Origin of the sequence: Klebsiella sp. MS 92-3 (genome assembly GCF_000195655.1) — a bacterium.
Taxonomy (GTDB): Bacteria; Pseudomonadota; Gammaproteobacteria; order Enterobacterales; family Enterobacteriaceae; genus Klebsiella; species Klebsiella pneumoniae.
Genome location: NZ_GL882734.1, coordinates 1 through 525 on the forward strand (window position 1 = coordinate 1; position 525 = coordinate 525).

The 525-nt window shown below is 68.8% G+C and carries 1 pseudogene; it reads right to left on the reverse strand.

What is annotated here, in order from left to right:
- A pseudogene (locus tag HMPREF9538_RS23430) lies at nt 1–525 on the reverse strand (MFS transporter); the annotation flags it as partial.

Below are 525 nucleotides of genomic sequence, written 5' to 3' on the forward strand. Positions count from 1 at the left end.
CCGCCACAATTAAAATCAGTGACAGCAGCGCGCAGACGCCTGCCGCCGCCAGCAGCGGGTCGGCGCTGGCGAAGTGTTGCAGTAAGGCCCCCGCAAGCGCCGGGCCAGCCGCCATGCCGCCGCCGATCACCAGATTGATGCTGTTCATCAGCCGACCGCTGTTATCGAGCCCGGCCACGCGGGCGAGAATAAAGGGCAGCACGAAGGTCCAGGTGAACTTAAACAGCAGCGCCGCGATGGCGTAACGCACCAGCAGCGGCTGGCCGATCAGCAGCCCAACGCTGACGATCAACAGGCCGTAGCCCAGCCACACCGGTAAACGATCGGCCCGCCGGGTGCCGCGCAGGGCCGCGCCGCCGGCGCCGATAATGCCGCAAACCGTCGCCGCCGCCAGCACCAGACCGACCTGCGTCGGGCTCAGCCCCGCCGCGCTGCCGATGGTGCCGATAAAGGTCCACACGGCGCTAAGGCTGATATAGAAAGTGAGCACCGCCAGCACCCCCCCCCCCCCCCCCCCCCCCCCCC